Origin of the sequence: Streptomyces sp. VRA16 Mangrove soil, assembly GCF_017377775.1 — a bacterium.
In the GTDB taxonomy this organism is placed as follows: domain Bacteria; phylum Actinomycetota; class Actinomycetes; order Streptomycetales; family Streptomycetaceae; genus Streptomyces.
The window spans coordinates 392,838-415,637 of the sequence record NZ_JAFVLN010000001.1; the positions used below are offsets into that span (position 1 = coordinate 392,838).

At 73.0% G+C, this 22,800-nt stretch carries 18 protein-coding genes; 15 read left to right on the top strand and 3 right to left on the bottom strand.

The window, feature by feature from the left end; all coding sequences use genetic code 11:
- Window positions 1–31 precede the first annotated feature (31 nt).
- The 3 genes from J3486_RS01650 to J3486_RS01660 are packed head-to-tail and all read left to right on the top strand — an operon-like array spanning window position 32 to window position 2,071.
- Complete coding sequence (locus tag J3486_RS01650) at window positions 32–1,141, top strand: Glu/Leu/Phe/Val dehydrogenase dimerization domain-containing protein (protein ID WP_207818092.1); 1,110 nt, start codon at window positions 32–34, stop codon at window positions 1,139–1,141.
- A complete protein-coding gene (locus J3486_RS01655) occupies window positions 1,138–1,491 on the top strand; it encodes a VOC family protein (protein WP_207818093.1) in 354 nt (117 codons plus the stop codon). The genes J3486_RS01650 and J3486_RS01655 overlap by 4 nt, the downstream gene beginning before the upstream one ends.
- 16 nt (window positions 1,492–1,507) lie before the next feature.
- Window positions 1,508–2,071, top strand: a complete 564-nt coding sequence (locus J3486_RS01660) for a GNAT family N-acetyltransferase (protein WP_374194672.1) — start codon at window positions 1,508–1,510, stop codon at window positions 2,069–2,071.
- Between the two features lie 48 nt (window positions 2,072–2,119).
- Here the strand turns inward: J3486_RS01660 and J3486_RS01665 are convergent, their stop codons facing one another.
- A complete protein-coding gene (locus tag J3486_RS01665; protein ID WP_207818094.1) occupies window positions 2,120–3,352 on the bottom strand; it encodes a low temperature requirement protein A in 1,233 nt (410 codons plus the stop codon).
- A gap of 200 nt (window positions 3,353–3,552) precedes the next feature.
- On the opposite strand from J3486_RS01665, the gene J3486_RS01670 reads away from it, so the two are divergent.
- The 5 genes from J3486_RS01670 to J3486_RS01690 all read left to right on the top strand — a co-directional run bounded on the left by J3486_RS01670 (window position 3,553) and on the right by J3486_RS01690 (window position 8,092).
- Complete coding sequence (locus J3486_RS01670; RefSeq protein WP_207818095.1) at window positions 3,553–4,806, top strand: NAD(P)/FAD-dependent oxidoreductase; 1,254 nt, start codon at window positions 3,553–3,555, stop codon at window positions 4,804–4,806.
- Window positions 4,807–4,816: 10 nt separating this feature from the next.
- Window positions 4,817–5,296: a RidA family protein gene (locus J3486_RS01675; RefSeq protein WP_229377328.1), complete on the top strand. Its 480-nt coding sequence runs from the start codon at window positions 4,817–4,819 to the stop codon at window positions 5,294–5,296.
- Window positions 5,293–5,970 (top strand): DUF1028 domain-containing protein, encoded by a 678-nt coding sequence (locus tag J3486_RS01680; protein WP_207818096.1) that lies wholly within the window; start codon window positions 5,293–5,295, stop codon window positions 5,968–5,970. The genes J3486_RS01675 and J3486_RS01680 overlap by 4 nt, the downstream gene beginning before the upstream one ends.
- Window positions 5,967–7,097, top strand: a complete 1,131-nt coding sequence (locus tag J3486_RS01685) for a M20 family metallopeptidase (RefSeq protein ID WP_207818097.1) — start codon at window positions 5,967–5,969, stop codon at window positions 7,095–7,097. The genes J3486_RS01680 and J3486_RS01685 overlap by 4 nt, the downstream gene beginning before the upstream one ends.
- A 68-nt stretch (window positions 7,098–7,165) precedes the next feature.
- Entirely contained in the window at window positions 7,166–8,092 is a 927-nt protein-coding gene (locus J3486_RS01690; RefSeq protein WP_207818098.1) for a LysR family transcriptional regulator, read from the top strand.
- Here J3486_RS01690 and J3486_RS01695 read toward each other — a convergent pair.
- Window positions 8,087–8,698 (bottom strand): TetR/AcrR family transcriptional regulator, encoded by a 612-nt coding sequence (locus J3486_RS01695; protein ID WP_207818099.1) that lies wholly within the window; start codon window positions 8,696–8,698, stop codon window positions 8,087–8,089. The two genes, J3486_RS01690 and J3486_RS01695, sit on opposite strands and share 6 nt — an antisense overlap.
- A gap of 241 nt (window positions 8,699–8,939) precedes the next feature.
- Here J3486_RS01695 and J3486_RS01700 point away from each other — a divergent pair, with 241 nt between their 5' ends.
- From J3486_RS01700 to J3486_RS01730, 7 genes are all read left to right on the top strand, one after another.
- Entirely contained in the window at window positions 8,940–10,337 is a 1,398-nt protein-coding gene (locus J3486_RS01700) for a cytosine permease (protein WP_207818100.1), read from the top strand.
- Complete coding sequence (locus J3486_RS01705; RefSeq protein WP_207818101.1) at window positions 10,334–11,806, top strand: aldehyde dehydrogenase; 1,473 nt, start codon at window positions 10,334–10,336, stop codon at window positions 11,804–11,806. Before J3486_RS01700 ends, J3486_RS01705 begins: the two co-directional genes overlap by 4 nt.
- On the top strand, window positions 11,806–13,125 hold the full coding sequence (locus tag J3486_RS01710; protein ID WP_207818102.1) for a M20 family metallopeptidase: 1,320 nt from the start codon (window positions 11,806–11,808) through the stop codon (window positions 13,123–13,125). Before J3486_RS01705 ends, J3486_RS01710 begins: the two co-directional genes overlap by 1 nt.
- An 83-nt stretch (window positions 13,126–13,208) precedes the next feature.
- Window positions 13,209–14,564, top strand: coding sequence for an aspartate aminotransferase family protein (locus J3486_RS01715; RefSeq protein WP_207818103.1), 1,356 nt, complete (start codon window positions 13,209–13,211; stop codon window positions 14,562–14,564).
- A 139-nt stretch (window positions 14,565–14,703) separates the two neighbouring features.
- Entirely contained in the window at window positions 14,704–16,212 is a 1,509-nt protein-coding gene (locus tag J3486_RS01720) for an APC family permease (RefSeq protein WP_307804653.1), read from the top strand.
- Between the two features lie 126 nt (window positions 16,213–16,338).
- Window positions 16,339–17,529 carry a polyprenyl synthetase family protein gene (locus J3486_RS01725; protein WP_207818104.1) on the top strand — a complete coding sequence of 397 codons (1,191 nt, stop codon included), beginning with the start codon at window positions 16,339–16,341 and terminating at the stop codon, window positions 17,527–17,529.
- Window positions 17,530–17,767: 238 nt separating this feature from the next.
- Window positions 17,768–18,577, top strand: a complete 810-nt coding sequence (locus J3486_RS01730; RefSeq protein WP_229377329.1) for a helix-turn-helix transcriptional regulator — start codon at window positions 17,768–17,770, stop codon at window positions 18,575–18,577.
- 48 nt (window positions 18,578–18,625) lie between these two features.
- Here J3486_RS01730 and J3486_RS01735 read toward each other — a convergent pair whose 3' ends face one another.
- A complete protein-coding gene (locus J3486_RS01735; RefSeq protein WP_207818105.1) occupies window positions 18,626–22,714 on the bottom strand; it encodes a S8 family serine peptidase in 4,089 nt (1,362 codons plus the stop codon).
- Between the last annotated feature and the right edge of the window lie 86 nt (window positions 22,715–22,800).

Below are 22,800 nucleotides of genomic sequence, written 5' to 3' on the forward strand. Positions count from 1 at the left end.
CGCGCGCCGACGGCGCGGTTAGTTTCCTGCCATGACAGCCGAACTCGTCACATTCGAGGAAGCCCTGGCGCTCAACACACTCTCTCCGTCGCATGAGTTGGTGCAGGTCGTCCGTGGCAGGCGCAGCGGAATCGCGATCATCGTCGCCCTGCACTCGACCGCCCTCGGCCCCGCGGCCGGCGGATGCCGCATCGCGCACTACCCCGGCCCCGGCGCCGCGGTCGCGGACGCGCTGCGACTGGCGGCGGCGATGACTGAGAAGAACGCGCTCGCCGGTCTGCGGCACGGGGGAGGGAAGACGGTCGTCGCCCTGCCCGCGGCGGAGCGGCCGTCCGGCGCGGAGCGCACCGCGTTGCTCCATGACGTCGGCGACACGATTCAGGCGCTCGGCGGGCGGTACGTCACCGGGCCCGACGTGGGAAGCGGCCCGGCCGACATGACCGTGATCGGGGAACGCACCGCGCACGTGTGCTGCCGGCCGGTCGAGGACGGCGGCAGCGGGGACTCCTCCCTGCACACCGCGCGGGGCACGCTCGCGGCGCTCGGCGCGGTCGCTCAAGAGGCGTTCGGGTCACCGGAGTTGCGCGGGCTGACCGTGGGGGTGATCGGCCTCGGCGCCGTCGGCGGCCGGCTGGCCCGGCTGCTGGAGCGGGCCGGGGCCCGGCTCATCGTGACCGACACCGCCCCGGCCGCCCGCCGCGCCGCCGCCGAACTGGGCGCGACCTGGGTGGACCCGGACGACGCCCTCGCGGCAGAGGTCGACATCCTGGTGCCGGCCGCGCTCGGCGGGCTGCTCACCGCGCACACGGTGCCGCGGCTGCGCTGCGCCGCCGTCGCAGGCCCGGCCAACAATCAGCTCGATACACCGGCCACCGCGGAACTCCTCGCCGCACGCGGCATCCTCTGGGCACCGGACGTGGTCGTCAGCGCGGGAGGAGTCATCCACGCCACCGGGGTCGAGCTGCGCCACGAACCGGAGGAGGAGACCGCCGGGCGCCTCACCGGCATCGCCGATACCCTCCGGGAGGTCTTCCGGATCGCCCGCGACCAGGGGAGCACGCCCGCCCGCGCGGCCGCCGAACTCGCCGCGCGGCGCGTCCGCGAAGGCGTCTTGTCCCTTTCAGGAGAGGTGGCACCATGACGAACCGCTGGATCGGCCTGACCGTCGACTGTGTCGACGTGGAACGGGTCGCGGGCTTCTGGGGCGCACTGCTCGACTGCCCGCGCCTGCCGGCCAGGCCCGGCTGGGTCTACCTCGGCCGCCCCGACAGCCCACAACCCCGCCTCAATTTCCAGCCCGTGACCGCAGCGCACCACGGCAAGGTGCGCCTGCATCTCGACGTCGGCGTCGACGACATCGACCAGGGGATCGCCCAAGTCATGGAACTCGGCGGCACGTTCACCGGCGAACGACATGACTACGACGAGGGCGTGGTGGTCGTGATGGCCGATCCGGAGGGCCATGAATTCTGCTTGGTGCAGTACTACTGAGGCTTACGATCACCCGGTGAACGACATGGTCCAGCTGCACGCGCCCGCCGCGGCCTCCGCTCCCGCCCTGCTCCTGCGTCCCTGGCGGACGCAGGACGGGGCCGCGCTCGTCGAGGCGTACCGGGATCCGGACATGCGCCACTGGACGGGTTCAGGTCCGGAGAGCGAGGCCCAGGCCGCGCAGTGGGTGCGGAACCAGGAACAGGGGTGGGCGGCGGGGGACCGGTTCGGCCTCGCCGTCCTGGAGGAACAAGTCGGCGCCCCCGAAGGCGGGTTGGTCGGGCACGTCGTGCTCAAAGGCGTGGAGTCCGGGAAGCCGTCGGCCGAAGTGGGCTACTGGACCGCCGCGCACGCCCGCGGGCGCGGCGTCGCGCCCCGCGCCCTGGAGGCGCTCACCCTCTGGGCGTTCGACACCTTCGGCGCCGACGGACTGCGGCGTGTGGAACTCGTCCACCAGGAGGACAACACCGCCTCGTGCCGGGTGGCGGAGAAGAGCGGGTACGCCTTCGAGAAGCTGCTGCCCGCCTGGCCGCCCGCCTACCCGCGCGACGGGCACGTGCACGTCCGCCGGCGCCGGTAGGCGGATCGGGCACAGGGGGGGTGCGGCGGCACCGGTGCGGGGGCGCCGTCACGCATCCCCGCCCCGGTGCTCGCGGCGCCGGGCCGCCAGGGCCGGGCGGAACAGCCACAGCACCTGCCAGGCGGCCACCGCCGTCATCAGCCACACCACCCACGCGGCGCCGAGACCACCGCCGGCCAGGCCGACGACGAGCGGTGCCAGCGTGCACTGCATCGCGCTGCCGAGCAGCCAGCGCCACCCCATGCGCAGCAGCGCCCCGGTCAGCGCGCCGACGGCGAAGTAGAGCGCCGTCCCCGCACACAGCAACCACCGCACATGTGCCGGGAGTTCACCGTGCGGATGTGCGACGGCGGAGCCCAGGGAGGTCACCACGACGGCGAGCGCGGCCGTCGAGAAACAGTGCAGGGCCATCGCGATGCGTACGGGCAGCCGCGTGGGCGACAGATGCGGGACCGCCGCGTACCCGTACCGCACCGCCAGCGTCCAGATCGCGACCAGCAGGACGAAGGCCCCGGTCGCGACCCCGACCAGCGCGAGGTCCCACTCCGTCTCCGAGGCGGTGTCGATCACCTGGATCAGCCCCTCACCCAGCACGATGATGACGTACAGGCCCAGTCGCTCGGCCAAGTGCGCGGTGTCCGAGTGGAGTTCGGAGATCTCGATCGTCCCGGCCACCTCCGGGTGGGCCTGCTCGATGTGCTCCGCGCGCTGCCGCGCCGCCCGGCCCATGCGGCCGCTGGACATGGTGAACATGACCGCGAGATCGACGGCCACGCCGACGCCCCACAGGCCGTAGCGCCACCAGCCGGCCACGAAGACCGACACCACCCACGGCGTGATGCCGAAGCCGAGCTGCATCAACGGCCAGTCCACCACGACCTGTTCGCGTCCCCACATCCGGTCCGCGAGCACCCGCAGCCCTGCGTAGGCGAGGGCGAAGGCGACCGCGTGCGGTCCGCGGATCTCCGGTACGGCCGCGACCATGACGGCGAGCAGCGCCATCGCCGCCAGCATGCTCGTCGTCCGCGCCTTGTCCCCGGCGAGGTTGCCGTACATGGCGAACGCCGCCCAGGCCGTCCAGAAGGCCAGATAGAGCACGGCGTACAGATACACGTCCGTGGCGGACGCCGCGTCGTGCAGCAGATGGGACAGCGCCCCGATGCCCGCCACGACGACGAGGTCGAAGAAGAGTTCGATCCAGGAGGCATGGCGCTCCTGGGCGCCCGCCTCGGCGGACGGGGAAGACGGCTGGTCGGCGACGGAGTCCATGCGGTCGAGCATGAACGAACAATCCACGCCTTTCCGTCATTTCGGGCGCACGGTCGTGGTCAGGTATCGGAAAATCAGATCACCCTGAACGGAAACATCTGTTCGACAGGAGATGGCGGGGCCTCCAGGATGGCGTCAGCGGCAGCACGGTCCCCCCACAGGGGCGACACCGACCCGGGACCGGGGTGCCTGCCGCCGGAGGGGAGGCAGACATGCCCACGGAAGAGACCGAAGTCGTCGTGGTCGGGGCCGGGCAGGCCGGCATCGCGATGAGTGAGCACCTGGGGGCGCAGGGCGTCCCGCACATCGTTCTGGAGCGCAGCCGGATCGCCGAGCGATGGCGCTCGGAGCGCTGGGACTCGCTGGTCGCCAACGGACCGGCGTGGCACGACCGGTTCCCCGGCCTGGAGTTCACCGACGTCGGCCCCGACGCCTTCGCGTCGAAGGAGCAGGTGGCCGACTACTTCGTCGCGTACGCGGAGAAGATCGGCGCCCCCGTGCGCTGCGGTGTGGAGGTCACCTCGGTGCGCCGGCACGCGGGGCGGCCGGGCTTCCGCGTCGAGACCTCCGAGGGCGTCATCGACACGCGGTTCGTCGTGGCCGCCACCGGACCGTTCCAGCGCCCGGTGATCCCGCCGGTCGTGGCGGACGGCGCCGTCCCCGTGCAGATCCACTCCAGCGCGTACCGAAATCCAGGCCAACTCCCTGAAGGCGCCGTGCTGGTGGTCGGCGCCGGGTCGTCCGGGGTGCAGATCGCCGACGAGCTGCGCCGGTCCGGGCGCCGCGTCCTCCTCTCGGTCGGGCCGCACGACCGCCCGCCGCGCAGCTACCGCGGGCGCGACTTCTGCTGGTGGCTCGGCGTGCTCGGACTCTGGGACGCGGCGACGCCCCCGCAGGGCGCCGCGCACGTCACCATCGCGGTCAGCGGAGCACGCGGCGGCCACACCGTCGACTTCAGGGAACTCGCCGCCACCGGCGTCGAACTCGTCGGCATGACCGCCTCCTGCGACGAGGACGGCGTCCTGCACTTCGCGTCCGACCTCGGCACCAACATCGCGGCGGGCGACGAGAAGTACCTCGCCCTGCTGCGGGCGGCCGACGCGTACTGCGAGCGCAACGGGCTCGACCTCCCCGAGGAGCCGGGAGCCCATGTCCTCGGCCCGGACCCGGAATGCGTCACCGACCCGCGGCGCACACTCGACCTGGCCGGGGAGGGCGTCACCTCGATCGTCTGGGCGACGGGCTTCGCCGCCGACTACACCTGGCTCGACGTCGACACGTTCGACGACGACGGCCGCCCCGACCAGCACCGTGGTGTGTCGCGCGAGCCCGGCGTCTACTTCCTGGGCCTGCCCTGGCTGTCCCGGCGCGGCTCCAGCTTCATCTGGGGCGTCTGGCACGACGCCCGGTACGTCGCCGACCACATCACGACCCGGCGCGGCTATCTCGCGTACGGCACGAGCTGAGGAGCAGTCCATGTCTTCGTACTCCCCCGAGCAGCCGGCCACCTCCCCGAAGGCCCCCGTCGTCGCCGGCGGGCACACCCGGATCCGGCCCTTCAACACCCGCGACACGTATCCCGAGCAGAATCTCGACAACGACCTCTGCCAGGCCGTCGTCGCGGGAGACACGGTCTACGTACGCGGACAGATCGGCCAGGACCTCGACACCAGCGCGTCCGTCGGCATCGGTGACGCCGCGGCGCAGGCCGAACAGGCCATGGCCAACATCAAGATGCTGCTCGAAGAGGCGGGCAGCCGGATGGAACACCTCGTCAAACTGACGATCTATCTGATCGACCCGCGCTACCGCGAGGCCGTGTACCGGGCCGTGGGCCGCTGGACGAAGGGCGTCCACCCCATCTCCACGGGCCTGGTGGTGTCGGCGCTCGCCCGCCCGGAGTGGCTCTGCGAGATCGACGCCGTCGCGGTGATCCCGAAGGAGGAGCGGGCATGACGTTCTCCCTGGTGGTCCGTGACGGTGAGCGGTTCGGGGTGGCGGCCGCCTCGTCGAGCCCGGCCGTCGCCGCCCGCGTCGTCCATCTGCGGCCCGGCGTCGGCGCCGCGACCTCGCAGAACATCACCGACCCCACGCTCGGCCCGGACCTCCTCGACGGGCTGGCCGGGCACGGCGACCCGGAGCGCGCCCTCGCCGGTGTCACCGGAGCGCCGCGCAACGAAAGGACCTTCGCCTACCGGCAGTTGACCGTCCTCGGCCGGACCGGTCCCGGCGCCGTCTTCAGTGGCCCGCAGACCCTCGGCACGTACGCGTCGGCCACCGCGGACGGTGCGGTCGCGGCCGGGAACATGCTCTGCGGTCCGCACATCCCCGGCGTCCTCCTCGACGCGTACGCCGCCGCGACGGGCGAGGTCGAGGAGCGGCTGCTCGCCGCGATGAAGGCCGCCGTCGAGGCCGGCGGCGAGGAGGGGCCGGTGCGCTCGGCGGGGCTCGCGGTCGTCGCCGACGTCGGCTGGCGCGTGAGCGACCTGCGCGTCGACTGGGCCGACGATCCCGTCGACCGGCTCGGCGACCTGCTCGACGTCTGGCTGCCGCAACGCGACGACTACGTACAACGCGCTCTCGACCCCGCCGCCTCGCCCTCGTACGGCGTGCCGGGGGACCAGCGATGAACGCCCTGAAGAACGCCGCCCGCCGGGCCGTCGACGCCCGCGCCGGTCAACTCGTCGCGCTCTGCGAGCGGTTGCACGCCGACCCGGAGACCGCCTGGGAGGAGCATCGCGCCGCGGCCGCCGTGCCCGAGCTGCTCGACCGGGCCGGATTCGACGTCACCAGCGCCTACTTGGGCCTGGACACCGCCTTCCACGCACGGTTCGGCAGCGGTCCCGTGCGGATCGCGCTGTGCGCCGAGTACGACGCCCTGCCCGGCCTCGGCCACGCCTGCGGGCACAACCTCATCGCCGCGAGCTCCGTCGGCGCCGCGCTCGGGCTCGCCGCCGTCGCCGACGACGCCGGCATCACGGTCGAGGTGTACGGCACTCCGGCCGAGGAGGGGGGCGGCGGCAAGATCGAGATGCTGGAGCGCGGCGCCTTCGCCGGGGTCGACCTCGCGATGATGGCGCACCCGGCGCCGGTCGACGTCGCCGAGGCCCGTCCGTTCGCGGTCAGTCACTCCAGGATCGCGTACACCGGGAAGTCGGCGCACGCCGCCGCCTACCCGGAGGCCGGGACCAACGCCGCCGACGCGTTCACCGTGGCGCAGGTCGCCATCGGGCTGCTGCGCCAGCAACTGCCGCCCTCCGCACGCGTGCACGGCATCGTCACGCATGCCGGGGACGCGCCGAACGCCATCCCCGGGCGGGCCACCGGACGCTGGTACGTCCGCGCCGAGACCCTCGCCGAACTCGCCGAGCTCGAACCGCGCGTCATGCGGGCCTTCGAGGCGGGCGCCCTCGCCACCGGCTGCGGGCTGGAGATCGAACCGGAGAGCCAGCCGTACGCGGAGTTCCGCGCCGACGAGCGCGCCCTCGGCCACTACCGGGCCAACGCGCTCGCCCTGGGACGGGAGTTCGCGCCCCCGGGCCAGGCCGCCCGGATGAACCGCGCCTCCACCGACATGGGCAACGTCTCCCAGGTGGTGCCGGCCATCCACCCCTACATCGGCATCGGCTCCTTGCCCGCCACCAACCACCAGCCCGAGTTCGCCGCGCACTGCGTGGGCGGACCCGCGGAGCGTGCGCTGCTGGACGCGGCGGTGGCGCTGGCCTGGACGGGGGTGGACCGGGCCACAGCCGGGTGACGGTGCCGCACAGGGGCGGGGCGCATAAGGTCGGGGCGCACACGGTCCACCGCGCACAAGGGTCTCGCATGACGTCACCGCTGGGTTTCACCCTCGTACAGCTGCGCTACTTCCTCGTCGTCGCCGAACGCGCCTCGATGACGGAGGCGTCCACGGAGCTGCACATCGCGCAGTCCGCCGTGTCCGCCGCCGTCCACAACCTGGAGCGGGAACTCCAGGTGCAGCTGTTCATCCGGCGGCGGGGCCGCGGCCTGACCCTGACGCCCGCGGGGGAGCGGCTCCAGCAGCAGGCACGGGAGCTGCTCGCCCGCGCCCGCGAGGTGGAACAGGAGGCCAGGGGTGACGGCGAGACGCTCTCCGGGCCGGTGACCGTCGGCTGCTTCGTGACGCTGGCGCCGTACTACCTGCCGCCCCTGTTCAGCGAGTGCACCCGGCGCCACCCCGGCATCGAGATCGACGTGGTGGAGGCCGAGACCGACCAGCTCGTCCGCGCCCTGACCACGGGCCGCATCGATTTCGCCCTCACCTACGGGCTCGGCCTGTCGTCCGAGCCCGACCTGCACGGCGAGACCATCGCCCGCGCTCCGGCCTACGTCATCGTCGCCGCCGGCCACCCGCTCGCCGGACGCGACAGCGTCGCACTGGCCGAGCTGTCCGCCGAACCCCTCGTCCTGCTCGACCTGCCGCACAGCCGCGACTACTTCCACTCCCTGGTCGCCGCCACCGGCACCGCACCCGACGTCCGCTACCGCACGCGGAGCTACGAGACCGTGCGCTCCCTCGTCGCCCGCGGACTCGGCTGGTCCGTGCTCAACCAGCGGCCCGCCACCAGCCAGACGTACGGCGGCGGCGACGTCGCCGAACTCGCGCTGCGCGACGGCGGCCCGCCGCTGGAGGTCAAGATCGCGTCCGTGGGCGGCATGAACCACACCGCCCGCGCGCGAGCGGTCATGGACGTCCTGCGCGACGTCGCGGGCGGACGCCCCCGGCTATAGCTCGGCGCAGCCCGTCACGGCCCGCGCGTGGGCGCGGATCAGGCGCTGTGCCTCGGTCCGCGTCAGGCCCGCGTTGCGGCTGACGATGTGCAGCCCGTAGCCGTCCTCCAGCGCGACCAGATTCCTGGCCAGATCGGCCACGGGCCCCGTCAGCGTGAACACCCCGGTCGCGGCGCCCACTTCGAGCACGGTCGTGTAGAGCCCCACCTCGCTGGCGAACAGGGAGGCCATCAGCTCGGCGTGCCCGGCGCTGCGGTCGGCCCGGCCGTGCAGTTCGTACAGCAGGCCGTGCGTCGCGTCGTCGGGGTCCGACGGCAGCCCGGAGGCGATCAGCGCCCGCAGCCGCGCCACCGGGTCGGCCACCTCGTCGGTGACCGCGTGCCGCGCCGTGAGGAACCGCTCGACCGCGCCCCGGTGCACCTCCAGGACCAGGTCGTCCAGCTCCGGGTAGTAGTAGAGGACCGATCCGGCGGACATGCCGGCCTCCGCCGCGATGTCCTTGATGCGCAGGCCCTCCAGGCCGCGCTCCGTGATGGCCCGCCCGGCCGCGTCCACGAGCGCCTCGCGCCGCGCCGTCTGGTTCTTCGGTCTCCCCGGTTTACCCATGCGGTTAATTCTCTGTTACGCCGTTCAAATAAAGCAAGTTGATCCTGCGGAACCCATTGACGGGTCCTTGGCGCATTGTTTGAATCCAGACTCAAAGAACTCGCCGCACCGGAACGGATCCCGCACCCGGTGTCACGGCCCCTCTTCCTCTGCGCCGCGCAGCCGGTGCGTCGAGGGCCCCGAGGTCTCTCTCGTCCACCCTGATCCGCCCCCATCCGCCCCACCGCCTCACGGAGACGCCATGGACCATCAGCGCATCGAGCGGCGCACCATCGACGTCGTCCCCGTGGACGAACGCCACGGGCGCACCCGGGACCTGTTCACCATCTGGTTCAGCGCCAACCTCGGCCCGCTCACCGTCGTCACCGGCGCGCTGGCCCCCACCGCCTTCGGCCTCTCCTTCTACTGGAGCCTGGCCGCCCTGCTCGTGGGGCACCTCGGCGGCGGCTTCCTTATGGCGCTGCACTCGGCGCAGGGGCCGCAGCTCGGCGTGCCGCAGATGATCCAGAGCCGCGGCCAGTTCGGCAGCGTCGGCGCCCTCGCCGTCGTCCTCGTCGTGATCGTCATGTACCAGGGCTTCTTCGCCTCGAACCTGGTCGTCGGCGCCCAGTCGCTCGGCGAGGTCACCCCCGTCGGCGAGAGCGCGGGCGTGGTGCTGTGCGCCGTCGTCAGCCTCGCCGTCGCGGTCGTCGGCTACCGCCTGATGCACCGCATCGGCGCCTGGACCACCTGGGCGTTCGGTGCGATCCAGGTCATCGGCGCCGTCTACCTGTTCGCGGGCGGCCTCCCATCCGACTTCCTGACCTCCGGCGGCTTCAGCCTCGCCGGCTTCCTCGGGATGGTCTCCGTCGGCGCGCTCTGGCAGATCGCCTACGCGCCCTACGTCTCCGACTACTCCCGCTACATGCCCGCCCACCGGGCCGGCGTCCGCTCCACCCTGTGGTGCACCTACGCGGGCTGCGTGCTCGGCAGCGTCATCCCCATGGTGGTCGGCGCGGCGATCGGCATCGCGGGCGGCGGCGACCCGATCGCGGCCCTCAACCACCTGCTCGGCTCGACGCTCGGCCACCTCACGCTCTGGAGCTTCGCGCTGGTCACGATGCTGACCAACTCGATGAACCTGTACGGCGCCGTGCTCTGCGCCGTCACCGCGGGGCAGACCTTCGCCCACCGCTGGCTGCCCCGCGCCACCGGACGGGCCGTCATCGGCGCGGCCCTGACGGCCCTCTCGGTCGTCCTCGCCCTGGCGCTCGCCGACAGCTTCATGACGAACTACCTGAACCTGATCTACGTCCTGCAGTACGTCCTGATCCCCTGGACGGCGATCAATCTCGTCGACTTCTATCTGATCCGCCACGGCGACTACGACGTGCCGTCCTTCTTCGCCCGCGACGGCGGCGTCTACGGCCGCTGGAACGTCACGGCCCTCGCCGTCTACGCGATCGGCATCCTCGCCGAGATCCCGTTCATGGCGCAGTCCCTCTACACGGGCCCGCTGGCCCACGCCCTCGGCGACACCGACCTCGGCTGGATCGCCGGTCTGGTCGTCACCGTCCCCCTCTACTGGCTGCTCGCCGCCCGTGGCACCAGCCGCCGCAGCCCCGCCCCCGCACCGACCACAGGAGTGCCCGCAGCATGACGTACACGCACCAGGAATGGGCCGCCCTCGCCGGTCGGCTCGACCTCCGCACCAAGGCGTTCATCGACGGCGCGTGGCGCGACGCGGAGTCCGGCGCCACCTTCGCCACCGTCGACCCGGCCACCGGCGCCGTCGTCGCCGAGGTCGCCTCCTGCGACACCCCCGACGTCGACGCCGCCGTGCGGGCCGCGCGCCGCAGCTTCGAGGCCGGCGACTGGTCCCGCGCGGACGCCGCCACCCGCAAGCGCGTGCTGCTCCGGCTCGCCGCGCTCATCGAGGAGCACGGCCGCGAACTGGCCCTCCTCGACACCCTCGACATGGGCAAGCCGATCGCCGAGTCCTACGGCACCGACGTGCCCGGCGCCGCCGGCGTCTTCGCCTGGTACGCCGAGGCCGCCGACAAGCTGTACGACGAGGTGGCCCCGGCGCCGCCCGGCAACCTCGCCCTCGTGCGCCGCGTCCCCCTCGGCGTCGTGGGTGCCGTCGTGCCGTGGAACTTCCCGCTGGACATGGCCAGTTGGAAGCTCGCCCCCGCCCTCGCCGCCGGCAACAGCGTCGTCCTCAAGCCCGCCGAACAGTCCCCGCTCTCCGCCCTGCGCCTGGCCGAACTGGCGGTGGAGGCCGGACTCCCGGCCGGTGTCCTCAACGTCGTCCCCGGACTCGGCGAGACCGCGGGACAGGCGCTCGGCCGCCACCACGACGTCGACACCCTCGCCTTCACCGGCTCCACGGCGACCGCCCGCCGCTTCCTCGCCTACGCCGCCGAGTCCAACCTCAAGCAGGTGTGGCCGGAGGCCGGCGGCAAGTCCCCGAACCTCGTCTTCGCCGACGCCGATCTGGACGCGGCGGCGGAGCAGGCCGCGGCAGGCTTCGCGTACAACACCGGGCAGGTCTGCTCCGCCAACACCCGCCTGCTCGTGGAGCGTTCGGTGGCCGAGGAGTTCACGGCGCGCGTCGCCGCGCACGCCGCCGCGTTCGTCCCCGGCGACCCGCTCGACCCCGCCACCACGCTCGGCCCCCTCGTCGACGAGGCCCAGGCCGTCCGCGTGCTCAAGGCCGTCGCCGAGTCCGGCGGCACCGTGGTGTGCGGCGGCACCCGCCCCGACCGGCCCGGCGCCTACGTCCACCCGACGATCGTCACCGGGCTCGCCCCCGACGCCCCGCTCGCCCGCGAAGAGCTCTTCGGGCCGGTCGTCACCGTGCACACCTTCGACACCGAGGCGGAGGCGGTCCGCCTCGCCAACGACTCGCCGTACGGACTCGCCGCCTCGGTCTGGACCCGCGACCTGGCCCGCGCCCACCGCACCGCGGACGCCCTGCACGCGGGCACCGTCTCGGTCAACACGGTCGACGCGCTGTCGCCCGCGACCCCCTTCGGCGGGTTCAAGCAGTCCGGCTACGGCCGCGACCTCTCCCTGCACTCCTTCGACAAGTACACGGGCCTCAAGACGACATGGGTGACGTACTGATGAGCGCCACGGACACGGAACGCGTCCTCGCCGAACTCGACCGCCGACGCGACGAGTTGGTCCACCTCACGGCCGACCTCGTCGCCTTCGACACCACCGTGCGCGGCAGCGCCGACGAGCGCTACCGCGCCGAGCACGACCTCCAGGACCACCTCGCCGACCGGCTGCGCGCGGCCGGCGCCACGGTCGACGTCGTCACCCCCAAGCCGTCCGACCTGCCGAGCTCCCCGCAGACCCCGGAGGGCCTCGGCTTCGACGGCAGGCCCCAGCTGATCGCCCGCTTCCCGGGCACGGGCGGCGGCCGTTCGCTCCTGTTCAACGGGCACATCGACGTCGTCTCCGCGGAGCCGAAGCAGGCGTGGACCAGCGACCCGTTCCGCGCCGACGTCCGCGACGGGCGGCTCTACGGGCGCGGCACCTGCGACATGAAGGGCGGCATCGCCGCCATGGTGATCGCGGCCGAGACCCTCGCGGCCCTCGGTATCCGGCTCCCCGGCGATCTGCTGCTCAACACCGTCACCGACGAGGAGTGGAACGGCGCCGGCACCCTCGCCTCGCTCGCGTACGGGGTGAAGGCCGACGCGGCGATCGTCCCCGAGCCCACCGACCTCGACGTGGTCACCGCCCAACGCGGCATCCTGGGCGGCACGCTGACCGTCGACGGACGGCCCGGGCACGCCGAGTACCCGCCCGGCGACTGGCGCGCCGGCGGCGCCGTCAACGCCATCGAGAAGACCCTCCCGGCGCTGGCCGCCCTCCAGGACCTGCGCGAGCGCTGGGCCGTCGACCCGGCCCACACCCACCCGCTGCTGCCGCCGCCCTCCATCGTGCCCACCACCATCAAGGGCGGCGAATGGTGGGTGACCTACCCCGCGTCGTGCGAGGTGTCCCTCGACGTCACCTATCTGCCGGTGCAGGCCGACGCCGACGGCTGGGCGAGCAAGGTGCGCGCCGAGATCGAAGCGGCCGTACGGGACGCGAGCGCCGCCGACGGCTGGCTCACGGCGCACCCGCCCCGCTTCACCTGGGACACCGAACTGCCGCCCGCCGAGGTGGACCGGACGCACCCCGTGGTGCGGGTACTCGAAGGTGCGGCCACGGCCCTCGGCCGTACGCCCCGCATCCTCGGCGAACCGTCCTGGACCGACGCCGCCACCCTGACCCGCCTCGCCGACACCCCCGCCGTCTGCCTCGGCCCGACCGCGACCCGGCCCGACGGCTCCTCGACCCTGCACACCGTCGACGAGTACATCGAGATCGACGATCTGCTCGCCACCGCGAAGGCCCTGGCCCTCGCCGCACTGACGGCCTGTCGTTGACCCCCCGCCTGCGCCCCGACGCCCGGCCCTCACCCTCACGGCACCCGCAGCCCGACCCGCACGACCGTACGGAAGGACACTCCATGCAGCACCAGGACCACCAGAGCCTGCTCGCGGCCGACCGCGCCCACATCATCCACCCCTATCTCCCCGGCACCACCGAGGAGCGGGTGATCATGACCTCGGGCTCCGGGTGCCGGCTGACCGACTCCGAGGGGCGTGGCTACCTCGACGCCACCGGCGGCCTGTGGCTCGCCCAAGTCGGCCACGGCCGGACCGAGTTGGCGGACGTCGCGCACGAGCAGATGAAGAAGCTGGAGTACTTCACCAGCTTCTGGGAGTTCTCCAACGACCGCGCCATCGCGCTCGCCGCCCGCCTCGCGGAGATCGCCCCCGACCCGCTGAACCACGTGTACTTCACGTCCGGCGGCTCCGAGGGCAACGAGGCCGCCATCAAGATGGCCCGCTACTACCACCACCGGCGCGGCGACACCGACCGCACCTGGATCCTCGCCCGCGACAAGGCGTACCACGGCATCGGCTACGGCGGCGGCTCGGCCACCGGATTCCCGGTCTACCACGAGGGGTTCGCCCCGATGATGCCGCACGTCTCGCACCTCACGCCGCCGTGGCCGTACCGCACCGAGCTCTACGGAGGCGAGGACCCCACCGACTTCCTCATCAGGGAGCTGGAGGAGCGCATCGCCGAGATCGGCCCCGACAACATCGCCGCGATGATCGGCGAACCCATCATGGGCGTCGGCGGCATGCTCGTCCCGCCCGCCGACTACTGGCCGCGCGTGCGCGAGGTCCTCGACCGGCACGGCATCCTGCTGATCTTCGACGAGGTCGTCACCGCGTACGGACGTGTGGGGGAGTGGTTCGCCGCCCAGTACTTCGACGTCACCCCGGACATCATCGTCACCGCCAAGGGCATCACGTCCGGCTATGTCCCGCTGGGCGCGCTGATGGTCGCGGACCGCGTCGCCGAGGTGCTGCTGCGCGACCACGGCTTCCCCATGGGCTACACGTACAACGGCCACCCCGTCGCCACCGCCGTCGCCCTGGCCAACCTCGACCTCATCGCGAACGAGGGCCTGCTCGCCCGCGCCACCACCATCGGCGCCACCCTGCACGGTGAACTGGAGGCGCAGCTGGGCGAGTTGCCGATCGTCGGCGAGATCCGCTCGGTCGGCATGATGCTCGCCGTCGAGCTCGTCGCCGACCGCGACAGCCGCACCCCGCTGCCGCTGAACCCCGAGCGGATGCCGCACGACGTCATCCGGCGCGAGACCGGTGTCATCGTCCGCGACTCCGCGCACAGCCTCGTGCTGTCCCCGCCGCTGATCATGACCGAGGCCGAGGCCAAGGAGGCGGCGTCCGCGCTGCGCGGCGTCCTGGAGCGCACCGAGCCCACCGGCGAGATCCGCCCCGCATAATGCCGACCGGAGGCCCGGCCCTGAACCGCTGGGCCTCCGTCCCCGACCCCGGCAACCGCATCCGACACGGACCCCACACCGTCGCCGCGCCCGCACGCGCCTTCCCGCAGTCCCCCTCCCCTCGCCCTAGGAACTGCCCGTGTCCTCCTCCGACATGACCACCACCACGTCCCAGCAGCCCCCTCACCCACATCCGCCGGACTCCACCGAGGGACTCCAGCGCAGCCTGAAGCGGTTCGACATCACCGCCATGGCCATCGCCGCGGTGATCTCCTTCGACACCGTCGGGCAGATCGCCACCGGCGGCGGCGAGGCCGCCACCTGGACCGCGGTCATCGCCCTGTTCTTCCTCATCCCCTACGCCCTGCTGTTCGCCGAGACCGGCGCCGCGTTCCCGCAGGAGGGCGGCCCGTACGTGTGGGTCAAGCTCGCCCTCGGCCGGCCCGCCGCCGCGCTCACGACCCTCTTCTACTGGGTCACCAACCCGATCTGGCTGGGCGGCTCCCTGGTCTTCCTCGCCGCGGAGACCTGGGACGGCTTCGTCTTCCACCTCGGCTCCGGCACCTTCGCCGACTACACCTTCAAGCTGCTGTTCGTCTGGGCCGCGATCCTCACCGCCGTCGTCTCCCTGCGCCGCGGCAAGTGGATCACCACGGCGGGCGCGCTCGTGAAGGTCCTGTGCCTCGCGCTGTTCACCGTCACCGCCCTGCTGTACGGGATCGAGCACGGCTTCCAGGGACTCACCGACACCCGGTTCACCCCGAGCACGGCCGGCTTCCTCGCCCTCGTCCCGATCCTGCTCTTCGCCTACGTCGGCTTCGAGGCCCCGAACGCCGCCGGTGAGGAGATGCACGACCCGCAGCGCGACGTGCCCGCCGCCCTCGGCCGCTCGGCAACCGTCGCCGCCTGCTGCTACCTGCTGCCGGTCCTCGCGCTGCTGACCGTGGTGCCCGCGCAGAAGGTCACCGGCATCGGCGGCTTCATGGAGGGCGCCCGCCTGGTCTTCGGCGTGTACGGCGGCGCGGCCGGTCCACTGCTGACCACGACCGCCGTGATGTTCGTCTTCGCCCTGCTCACCCAGGGCAGCGCGTGGATGATCGTCAGCGACCGTATGCAGGCCATGGCCGCCGCGGACGGTGCCTTCTTCTCCCGCGCCCTGGGCGCCTTCCACCCGAGGCTCGGCACGCCGGTGCGCACCAACCTGCTCTCCGGCGCCGTGGCCACGCTCTTCATGCTCGCGGCGATGCAACTCGCCGACGGCGACGCCGGAGCCGTCTTCGCCGTCGTGCTCACCGTCGCCGTCACCACGCTGCTCCTGTCGTACCTCGTGGTCATCCCCGCCCTCGTCCTGCTCCGGCTGCGCCACCCCGACGTGCCGCGCCCCTACCGGGTCCCCTTCGGTGCCCGCGGGTTCTTCGTGTGCGCGGCCCTGGTCTACGCCTGGATCCTGGTCGGCTCCTGGTCCGCGCTCTTCCCGGGCGTCCTGGAGGGGCTCTTCGGCATCGGCTACGACTTCCACGACGTGTGGGGTGTCTCGCGCGGCGCGTTCGAGCTCTTCACCCTCGGCACGGTGGCCGTGCTGCTCCTCGTCGGCTCCGCCGGCCTGGCCACCGCCCGCCGCGCACGACCGGCGCCGGACCGGGCCTGAACCGGCGGCGCGGGCGGCGCCCCCGGGCGCGGCCCGCGCCAAACGGTCGCCGGACGACCACCGGCGCAGGTGACCGCCCGGAGTGGCTGGCCGTGACCTGCGCCGATCGGCGGTGAAACTGTGCAGGTGGCAGCGATCTCATATGACAGTACGGGCGAAGGGCGCGACGCCGAGGGAGGGGCCGCGGCGACGGTGTCCCGCGAACGGCCCCCGACAGCAGGGGAGTCGGACTGCCTGAGCCGGGACATCGACCTGCTCTACCCGGCGCGGCCGTCGCCCGCGCTGAGCGCGGACCTGACGGGCCTCGACGACCCGGACGACGGCCCGGCCGAATTCGCCCCCCGGTTGGCGGAACGCCTGCACGGCGCCCTGGTGCGGCCCGTACGCCATCTGGTCGACGCCGGCGGACGGCGCTGGCGACCGCGGCTGATGGGCGCGGTGATCGAGGCCCTCGGCCACGACAGCGCCCGCTACACCGCACTCATGGCGGCCTTCGAGCTCATGCACACGGGCTCGTTGCTGGTCGACGACGTGCAGGACGAGGCACGGCTGCGGCGCGGCCGCCCCGCCGGCCACCTCGTGTACGGCCAGGCGGTCGCGATCAACGCCGGGACGGCGGCGTACTTCGCGATGGACCGCGCCCTGCGCCGCACGCTGCCCGCGAACTGCCCGGACCTGCGGGCCGCCGTCTACGAGCTGTACCTCGCCACTCTCAGGGCCACCCACGCCGGACAGGCCCTCGACCTCCAGGGGCATCACGCCGAGATGGACGCGGCCGTCGCCGACGGCGACCCCCGCCAGCTCCTGCACGTGCTGCGCTTCACGCACCGCCTCAAGTCCGGCGCCGCGGTGGCCTTCCTGCTGCGCACCGGCGCCCTGGTCGCCGACGCGACCCCCGACCAGTGCCGGGCCCTGAGCGCCCTCGGCGAAGCCGTCGGCACCGCGTACCAGATCACCGACGACCTCGCCGACCTCGAAGGCGTGCACGTGGGCGGCGTCGAGACGAAGCGCGTCGCCGAGGACCTCCACAACGCCAAGGTCACCTTCCCCCTGGCCCGCGCCGTCGGCCTGCTGCCCCGGGCGGACGCGGCCCGCCTGTGGGACACGGTGCGGGCGGGCTCCCTGGACGACGCCGCGGTGCGGGACATCGTCGGACAGCTCGAATCCTGCGGCGCCCCGCACCACTGCCGAGCCGACGCCGACGACCTGGTCCGCGCGGCGTGGGCGCAGGTCGGCGCGCTGCTCCCCGACACGGCCGCGGCGCGGACCCTGCGGGAGATGTGTGCGGCGACGGTGCACCGGACGCGGGTCGCCTGAGCGGCTGTTCGACCTGTACGTCGACGTCCACTGCCTGCCGGCCGAAACGTCGGTACACAGGGACGAGGGGCGGCCTGCAGCAGAGAAGGGGCCTTCGTGCGGTCGGGCAGGCGTCTCGCGGTCAGGGCCGCGGAAGGGTTCGCGGGCATGGCTACACGATGATCTTTCAGGCGGGGGCGGGCCCTGTCCCGGTGAGGGGCCGTTGAACACCACACGGGCCCCCTACGACACTGGTGTCATGTCGTCCGATCTTGGAACACCGTCTCCGCCGACCGCCGACCCCGCCACGGCCCTGCGCTCCCGATTCGCCGACCTGCAGGCCGAACTGCGCCGGGCCGACGACTCGCTGACCCGGCTGCTCACCCAGTGGCGTCCCGAGTCCGTGCCGCCCCAGGACCTGCTGGTCGAGTTCGTCGAGGGCCGCGCGGCACAGGCCAGACGGCTCAACGACCTTGAGTACAGCGCCCGTTCGTCCCTTTGGGGTTTCCAGTCCGGCGCGAACACCGTCGCGCCGGTGCCCAGCACCCTGACGGACGGCGAGGACGGACTCGACGACGCGGACGCGCCGCCGCTGCGGCGCGACGGGAACACCGAGGCCGCCTATCGCGTCCTCGTCGACCGCGCCTTCCTCGCCGAACCGGCCGCGCTGCGGGCGCTCGACGAGCGGATGGCGGCGGGGCACGAGGTCAGAGTCGTCGACCAGCCGCTGATCAAGCTCGTCATCGTGGACGGGGAGACGGCGATGGTCCAGGTCGAGCCCGGTCGTTCGATGGTGCTGCGCGCGCCGCTCGTGCTGCTCGCGGTCGAGCTGTTCGAGGCTGCGTGGCGGCGCTCGCGCCCGTATCTGCGCGAGGACGGCGATCTGGAACCCGCCGACCGCAGGCTGCTGCAACTGATGCTGTCGGGGCTGACCGACGCGGCGACGGCGCACCAGCTCGGCACCTCGCCGCGCACCGTCCAGCGACGGCTGCGCGCCCTGATGGACGCGACGGGTGTCTCGTCGCGCGTGCAGCTCGGCTGGTACGCGATGCGCAACAACTGGGTGTGAGGGAAGGGGCGGCCCCGGGGTGCGGGCCGCACCGCCCCTTCCCGCCGGTCACATGCCGTCCACGTAGTCCTCCAGTGTCTTGCCGTGCAGCCGCCGCACCGGGTCCGTGTAGTGGTCGGCCATGCTGTTCTGGCTCAGGTAGTTGGTGACGACCCAGGCCATGTCCCGGGCGTCGACCGTGCCGTCGTGGTCGATGTCGGCCGCGCGGCGGTCGGTGCCGCGTGCCGCGAACACGGCCGCGGCGTCGCGCACGTCGATGACGTCGTCCCCGTTGACGTCGCCGGCGAGCAGCGCCGCCGTCGACGTACCGGCCGTGCCCGCCACGCCCCACGGCCCACGCAACCCGAGGTCGACGTCCTCGGTCCAGGCGAAGTGCCCCGGCACCGCCACATGGAACCGGTAGGGCTCCCGCGCCGGCGCGAGGTCCGCCGCCGACATCCGGGCCGTCTTGTCGGCCGTCAGGTCCCGCGGCGTGCCGTCGGGCGCCGTGAGGGTCGCCGTGATGCCGTCGGCGCTGTAGTCGCGGGCGTTGTCATAGGCCGCGTCCTTGGTGAGCAGGGCCTGGGCGGCGGGCCGGGCGGCGAACGTCGACGTCGGGTCGAGCATCCGCACCGAGCCGTAGAACACCGTGTTGAGCGGCGTCTTGACGCCTGCCGTGTCGACGGCCGACGTGGTGCCCGAGTTGAGGCCCGCCGCCGTGGTCCGGGTGCCGCCGGTCACCTCGTACGTGGCCTTCAGCATCGGCATCGCGTCGTCGGTGACGCCCTGGGCGTCGCCGACGTCGACGGAGAGGGTGCTGTACGACGACGAACCTGCGGAGACGTCGGTGCGGCGCACGGCCGACGGGTCGTGGGCGGCGAGTTCGGCGGTCGGCTCGACATCGACCAGCTTGACGTTGCGGTCGTCGTAACGGAGTTGCGTGGTGAACGTCCTGAGCTTCTTCAGTTCGTGCGCGGTCAGGGTGTAGGTCAGGCGGTCCCCGGCACGGGCCGTGGACGCGCTCGCCTCACCGAGCATGTAAGGGGTGCCCTTCTTGACGAGATGGACCACGCGCACACCGCCGATGTTGCCGGCCGCGTCGGTGGGCCACAGCTTCAGGTAGGCGACGGGCGGGCCCGACGGGATCGGTACGGAGACGGACACCTTGCCGGCGGCGTCCGCGGCGACATGACCGGTGGGCGCGTTCGGGCTGCTGAGCGAGTAGTAGAGGTTGTTGTCGTCCTGGCCGATGTCGAGACCCGCCGCCCGGATCGCGTCGGTCTCGCCGTCCCGCAGGGTTCCGGTCACGTCGAACGACGTGGCGTCCGCGGGGAGTTCCACGACCGCCGGGTGCGCCGGGTCCCACGCCCCGAAGGTGTCGTCGTAGGCGGGCGCCTCGTTGTCCACGTACACGTCGCGCAGCTCGCTGTCCGTGCCACCGAAGGCGTCCGTGCCGACGATCCGCAGCTTGTAGTGCCCGTCGTCCATCCACCTGCCGCGCGGGTCGACAGGTGTAGCGTCGTCGCCGGTCAGCGGGTAGTACCAGGCGCCGACGGTGGCCGGGCCGTACCGGACGCCCTCGCTGAGCCCGACCGTGCTGATGCCGCCGACATAGCCGATGTCCTTGCCGTGCGCGTCCGCGAGGAACACGTCGACGCTGCGCAGCTGCCCCGCCATCGTCAGATTGAACGTGGCGGCGCCGCCGCCCACCGCGCCCTCGTCCGTGGCGCGGCCCGTGGACAGCACGGACTTCGTCATGTCCACTGCCTCGAAGCCGGACTTGGCGACACGCAGCCCGAACGGCACGTGCAGGACGCCCTGTTGGCCGCCTGTCGCGGGCGTGAGCGTGACGAAGCCCTCGTAGTACCCGGCAGGCGCGTCGGCGGGCACCCGCAGCGTGGTGCGCACCGGGACCTTGCCGCGGGCGCCGACGGTCACCCTGGCGTCGGGGGTCAGCGTGACGTGCGCGGCGTCGGCGTCCCCGGACGAGCCCGAGCCGCGCGTGAACGCGGCCGAGACGCGGTAAGTGGTCGGCGTCTTCGCGTGGTTGACCAGCGTCAGAAGGCTGGTGCGGTCCGCGGCGCGGCCCAGCGGCAGCACGCCGAGGTCCAGCGCCCCGGTGCGGTGGTCGAGCGTCGTCGGAGTGCCGTCGAGGCCGAGGGACGTACTGCGCGCCGCGACCTGGAGCAGCGACGTCGTGTGCACGGCCGCGTACGGGTCGACGGCCCCGGCGCCCGCCTCGAAGACACTGACGTCGCCGGGCAGCGGCCCCGCCGTGTTCATCAGCGCGCTCTTCACGTCGTCCGGGCCGAGGCCGGGCTCGTGCTGCAACAGCAGCGCGGCGACGCCCGCGACGTACGGGGACGCCATCGACGTACCGCTCAACCGGGCGTACGCGTACGTGTAGTCGCCGCCCTGCGGATCGACCACGTCGGCCGGCACGGACGACAGGACGCTGACGCCCGGCGCGGTGACCTCCGGCTTGATGGCGCCGGTGCCGTACACGGGGCCGCGCGAACTGAAGTCGGCGAGCGCGCCGTCGCCGAGCCGGAACGTGCCCGTGGCCCTGAACGCCACCGGGCGGTCGGCGGCGGCGGACGCCAGGGCCGCGCCGTCGGCGGCCGTCAGGGAGAACGCCGGCACATAGGCGGGGTTCTCGCCCAGATACGCCGGGATGTGCCCCTCGGCGGCGTTGTCGTTGACGAGCAGGACCGCCACCGCGCCCTTGGTGCGGGCGCGGCGCACCTTCTCGTCGAGACTGATGCCGCCGCGCTTCACCAGCACGGCCTTGCCGATGACGTCCTTGCCGGTGTAGCCGGCGGCCGTTCCCGTACCCACGTCGACCACGGACGCACCGTCACGGGCGAGGGTGTCCAGGGCGTCCCCGTAGGGCCGCGCGAGCAGCCGGCCCTCCGCCTGCGCGGAACCGGCGGTGAGCGTGTACGAGGGCAGGGTGAGCGGTACGTCGTGGGCGCCGACCGTGATCGGCAGCGCGGCGGCGCCCGGCGTGCCCAAGGTCCCCGCGTCCGGGCCGCTGTTGCCGGCGGCCACGACGGTCGTCACCCCCGCGAGGACGAGGTTGTCCGCGGCGACGGCCGTCGGGCTCAGCGGGTCGTCGACGGCGGCGCCGAGCGACATGTTGACGACGTCCATGCCGTCGTCGGCGGCCCGGTCCAGCGCGGCCACGATGTCGCTCGTGCGTCCCGAGCCGTACGGGCCGAGGACCCGGTACGCGTACACGGAGGCACCCGGTGCGACGCCGTGCGCGGCGCGTTCGGTGCCGGTGGCGCCGCGCCCCGCGAGGATGCCCGCGACATGGGTGCCGTGCTCGGTGTAGTAGGTGGAGCCCTGGTTGCTCTCCGCCTTCCCCGACGCCTTCCAGTCGGCGTACGTGGTCTCCATGGGGTCGGCGTCGTCGTCGACGAAGTCGTAGCCGCCCGCGTAGGCGTCCTTCAGGTCGGGGTGGTGGTAGTCGATGCCCGTGTCGATGACGCCGACCTTCACGCCCTTGCCGGTGACACCCTCGGCGTGCAGCCGGTTCAGGTCGCCGTCAACCTCACTGCCACTGACGGTGGTTGACGGGGCGTCGGTGGATGCCGGCGCATCGGTCGCGAGCGCCTTGACCGTGGTGTCGGGCCACACGGCCGCGACGCCCTTCTGCTCCAGGAGGTCGGCCACGCGGTTGCCGGGCAGGGTCAGGCTCACGCCGTCGAAGGCGTGCGTGTAACTGCGGCGTACCCGCGGGGTTCCCGCGCTCTTGCGCGCCGCGTCGGTGGGGAACATGGCGCGGAGCGTGGCGCCGAATCCGATGTGCGCCTTCTTCACGGCGGCAGCGGCGTCGGCCGCGCTCACCTCCCGTCCCCGGCCGGCGGCGAGCAGACGCGCCGTACGGGCCGGGGGAGCGCTCAACTGCACGATGACGTCCATCGGCCTGGAGGAGCGCAGCGCCGCCTTGTCGGTGACGTACAGACCGCCCAGATCGAGGCCGGCCATCCGGTGCAGCGCCTGCGTCTGCCGGGCGTCGAGCGAGGCGAGCACGGTGCGGGCGTCCGGTGTGTCCGGGGCGGCGGACGCCGCGGGCGCGCCGTACGTGAGGGCGGCCAGCAGTGTGGCCGCGACCGCCGCGGCCGGACGTCTGCGGCCCGGGGAGTGCGTCATGGTCCTGACTCCGCTCTGCACGGGGGGCGAGGCTCCGCCGCGCCCGCGGCGGAGAACGGATGACGCATGATCTTGGTCGAATCCGG

Excerpts from the sequence above, each read along its gene's own strand:
- J3486_RS01655 (WP_207818093.1), top strand. The coding sequence starts at position 1,138 with ATGACGAACCGCTGGATCGGCCTGACCGTCGACTGTGTCGACGTGGAA.
- J3486_RS01710 (WP_207818102.1), top strand. The coding sequence starts at position 11,806 with ATGAGCGCCACGGACACGGAACGCGTCCTCGCCGAACTCGACCGCCGA.
- J3486_RS01705 (WP_207818101.1), top strand. The coding sequence starts at position 10,334 with ATGACGTACACGCACCAGGAATGGGCCGCCCTCGCCGGTCGGCTCGAC.
- J3486_RS01670 (WP_207818095.1), top strand. The coding sequence starts at position 3,553 with ATGCCCACGGAAGAGACCGAAGTCGTCGTGGTCGGGGCCGGGCAGGCC.
- J3486_RS01680 (WP_207818096.1), top strand. The coding sequence starts at position 5,293 with ATGACGTTCTCCCTGGTGGTCCGTGACGGTGAGCGGTTCGGGGTGGCG.
- J3486_RS01690 (WP_207818098.1), top strand. The coding sequence starts at position 7,166 with ATGACGTCACCGCTGGGTTTCACCCTCGTACAGCTGCGCTACTTCCTC.
- J3486_RS01735 (WP_207818105.1), bottom strand. The coding sequence starts at position 22,714 with ATGACGCACTCCCCGGGCCGCAGACGTCCGGCCGCGGCGGTCGCGGCC.
- J3486_RS01715 (WP_207818103.1), top strand. The coding sequence starts at position 13,209 with ATGCAGCACCAGGACCACCAGAGCCTGCTCGCGGCCGACCGCGCCCAC.
- J3486_RS01675 (WP_229377328.1), top strand. The coding sequence starts at position 4,817 with ATGTCTTCGTACTCCCCCGAGCAGCCGGCCACCTCCCCGAAGGCCCCC.
- J3486_RS01700 (WP_207818100.1), top strand. The coding sequence starts at position 8,940 with ATGGACCATCAGCGCATCGAGCGGCGCACCATCGACGTCGTCCCCGTG.
- J3486_RS01730 (WP_229377329.1), top strand. The coding sequence starts at position 17,768 with ATGTCGTCCGATCTTGGAACACCGTCTCCGCCGACCGCCGACCCCGCC.
- J3486_RS01685 (WP_207818097.1), top strand. The coding sequence starts at position 5,967 with ATGAACGCCCTGAAGAACGCCGCCCGCCGGGCCGTCGACGCCCGCGCC.
- J3486_RS01650 (WP_207818092.1), top strand. The coding sequence starts at position 32 with ATGACAGCCGAACTCGTCACATTCGAGGAAGCCCTGGCGCTCAACACA.
- J3486_RS01665 (WP_207818094.1), bottom strand. The coding sequence starts at position 3,352 with ATGCTCGACCGCATGGACTCCGTCGCCGACCAGCCGTCTTCCCCGTCC.
- J3486_RS01695 (WP_207818099.1), bottom strand. The coding sequence starts at position 8,698 with ATGGGTAAACCGGGGAGACCGAAGAACCAGACGGCGCGGCGCGAGGCG.